5 protein-coding genes are annotated in these 2,901 nt (G+C 36.3%); 4 read left to right on the plus strand and 1 reads right to left on the minus strand.

The window, feature by feature from the left end; genetic code table 11:
* From F6I03_RS09655 to F6I03_RS09670, 4 genes are all read left to right on the plus strand, one after another.
* Positions 1-633: restriction endonuclease subunit S (locus F6I03_RS09655; protein WP_224788521.1), on the plus strand; the 633-nt coding region annotated here is incomplete at its 5' end.
* A gap of 79 nt (positions 634-712) precedes the next feature.
* Positions 713-1,633, plus strand: coding sequence for a site-specific integrase (locus F6I03_RS09660; RefSeq protein WP_070431580.1), 921 nt, complete (start codon positions 713-715; stop codon positions 1,631-1,633).
* Positions 1,634-1,687: 54 nt separating this feature from the next.
* The gene (locus F6I03_RS09665; RefSeq protein WP_070431581.1) at positions 1,688-1,933 is read left to right on the plus strand and encodes a type II toxin-antitoxin system Phd/YefM family antitoxin; all 246 of its coding nucleotides are present in this window, start codon (positions 1,688-1,690) and stop codon (positions 1,931-1,933) included.
* Positions 1,933-2,187, plus strand: coding sequence for a Txe/YoeB family addiction module toxin (locus F6I03_RS09670; RefSeq protein ID WP_070431582.1), 255 nt, complete (start codon positions 1,933-1,935; stop codon positions 2,185-2,187). The genes F6I03_RS09665 and F6I03_RS09670 overlap by 1 nt, the downstream gene beginning before the upstream one ends.
* A gap of 48 nt (positions 2,188-2,235) precedes the next feature.
* On the opposite strand, the gene F6I03_RS09675 is transcribed toward F6I03_RS09670, so the two are convergent.
* On the minus strand, positions 2,236-2,901 hold a 666-nt coding region (locus tag F6I03_RS09675), incomplete at its 5' end, for a restriction endonuclease subunit S (RefSeq protein WP_224788522.1).

Here is a 2,901-nt window from a genome sequence, read left to right on the forward strand (position 1 = left end):
ATTACTCTTGAGCAGGAAAAAATCGAGAAGTTAGAGTTACTAAAACAAGCGTACGAAAACAAAATATTTGATCCTAACTTCACTAGTAAAAATTGGAGCTATAAAAAAATAGGTGATTTATTTGAAGAAAGAAAAATCCGATCAGCAAAAGGTGAATTACTGTCTGTAACTATAGAAAATGGTGTTGTTAAAGCCAGTGAAATTGATAGAACTATAAATGCAAGCAGTGATCGTTCAAATTATAAATTAGTAGAGCCTAATGACATCGCCTATAATTCAATGAGAATGTGGCAAGGAGCTTGTGGTGCTTCTAACTATGAAGGAATTGTTAGCCCAGCTTATACTGTTTTAGTTCCTAAAGAAGACGTAAATAGTAAATTCTTTGAATACTATTTCAAATCTCCATATATGCTGTATCAATTTGCTAGCTTCTCACAAGGATTAACTTCAGATACTTGGAATTTAAAATATCCCATTATAAAAGATATAGAAATCTACGTCCCAAATATTAATGAACAAAATCAAATAGAAAGTTTTTTGAGCACATATTATGGACTTATTAAACAAAATCAAAAGCGAATAGATTTATATGATCAAGTAAAATACTGTTTATTAAATAAACTATTTATTTAAAATAAAGTATACCCCTACACCATAAACTTCCTGATAATAATAAAGTTCCTTGGAACAAATATTATCAGGAGGTTTTATTATGGCAAGAAAACGAAAGATTGTCTTTCACGAGTATTTTAAGGAATGGTTTGAACTGTATAAGTTAGGGGCGGTGCGAGATGTAACCCTGAGAAAATATGATCTGACCTGGCGGCATTTGAAGCGCTTAGCTCCTGACTTAACTTTAGACCAGTTGACTAAGAAGAACTATCAAGCTTTACTTAACCAATTTGCTCAAAGTCATGAGAAACAAACGACTTTAGACTTTCACCATTTAGTGAAAGGAGCGATTCTGGAGGCTTATGACGAGGGATTAATTGATCGCGATCCGACGCGAAAAGTTGTGATTAAAGGCGTTAAAGGGAAGAATAAGAAAGCCAAGTATTTAAACCAGGAAGACTTGCATAAATTATTAAATCAATTGCAACTGCAGACAGAGATTTCTTATGACTGGCTCATCCTCTTAGTTGCTAAAACAGGCTTACGTTTCAGTGAAGCCTTGGGTGTGACGCCAGATGACTTCAATTTTAGCCAGCACATGCTCTCGATTAATAAGACCTGGGATTATAAGAAGGATGAAGGCGGCTTTGTGCCGACTAAGAATGCCTCTTCTGTTCGCAAGCTGCGTTTGGACTGGCAGCTCACCCTGCAATTCCAACAGTTAATCCAGGGCTGCCCCCAGGAAGAACCGATTTTTGTCCAAGGCCGCATCCATAATTCGACGGTCAACCAACGCCTGGCTAAGCTGTGCCAGCAAGCGGAGATCCCTGAGATTACCATCCATGCCCTCCGCCATACCCACGCTTCCTTGCTACTTTATGGCGGCGTTTCGATTGCCAGTGTAGCTAAAAGATTAGGGCACGCTAATATGGCAACGACCCAGAAGACCTATCTTCATATTATTCAAGAGTTAGAAGACAAGGATAATAACAAGATGATGGAGATCTTATGTCAGCTATAGCTCTTGATTGAAAAGTTGTACAAGTTATTGTACAATCATACTGAGGTGAGTAAGATGGAAGTGACCAATTACAGTGATTTTAGACAAAATATGAAAAAATATATGGACCAGATTAATGAGGATGCCATTGAATATACTGTTACATCGCAGAATGGGAATGATGTTGTTGTGATGGCCAAATCCGATTTCGATAGCTTGATGGAGACTTACCATCTCTTATCGAGCCGCGCCAACCTTGAAAACCTCTACCAAGCCATGGATGAGCTCGATCGTGGTGATTATGAAGTTGAGGAAATCTAATGAAAGTTCATTGGAGTCGGCGGTCTGTTATCGAACGTGACGATTGGAAGGAAAATGACCGAAAAGTCTATGATAAGATCTATCGCTTATTACAAGTCATCAAAGAAGACCCCTACCAAGGATTAGGTAAGCCGGAACCTTTAAAATATGATCTATCGGATTATTGGTCAAGGCGACTGACTAGACAAGATCGTTTAGTTTACCGTGTCACAGATGACGCGATTGAAGTCCTATCCTGTAAATACCATTACTAAAGTAAAATCGCCTCTGCTCAATCAGCTAGCAGAGGCGATTTATTGATTTTAGATGAACAAGGAAGACAGGAGTTTTTGTTTTAGAGAGGTTAAGTTTTCTAATTTAGTTATTCTGAGATTAATAAGAGAATCTAATGAAAATAATAATTTGGCGATTTTATTCTGTTCACTTAATGATGGAAAATTAATATTCAAAGTGCAAAAATCAGAAAAATTTATAGTTCTTCCATCTCTAATACCATAAGTTACTTTCTCTAATAGTAAAATAAAGTGATCATTTGCAAAGTAAAACTTCCAATAGATATCATTATGTTCGTTAGTATTTATAAAATCGAATATAGTATAAGCTGGAGAAGTTATACCTAAATAATTGGAGTGCGCAAACCCCCCCTGAAATGAACGTAAATGAACAACAAATTGACCAGGTCTTACAACTTTGTAATTAGAGAGGTTTTTTCTATCATACTGTAGTCTTTCATTGAATTCATCTCTTAGCACCATGCCTTTATCTTGTGTTGCCGATAAGACAGGAAGATGGGCTTGTTTTTTTTCTGTAATCTTTTTAAATATATTTTTCCCTTTATTTTTGAACCAAGGACCGGTATAACCTCTAAACCTTAAGTTAGGATATCCACTCTCATCGGCAAACATATGCTGCAATAAATACTTTTTCAAAAGCTCTAACTTCTCGATTTTTTCCTGCTCAAGAGTAAT

Source organism: Aerococcus sanguinicola (assembly GCF_008726925.1).
In the GTDB taxonomy this organism is placed as follows: domain Bacteria; phylum Bacillota; class Bacilli; order Lactobacillales; family Aerococcaceae; genus Aerococcus.

What these genes read in the sequence shown, in the direction of transcription:
- F6I03_RS09660 (WP_070431580.1), top strand. Translation starts at nt 713, where the DNA reads ATGGCAAGAAAACGAAAGATTGTCTTTCACGAGTATTTTAAGGAATGG.
- F6I03_RS09670 (WP_070431582.1), top strand. Translation starts at nt 1,933, where the DNA reads ATGAAAGTTCATTGGAGTCGGCGGTCTGTTATCGAACGTGACGATTGG.
- F6I03_RS09665 (WP_070431581.1), top strand. Translation starts at nt 1,688, where the DNA reads ATGGAAGTGACCAATTACAGTGATTTTAGACAAAATATGAAAAAATAT.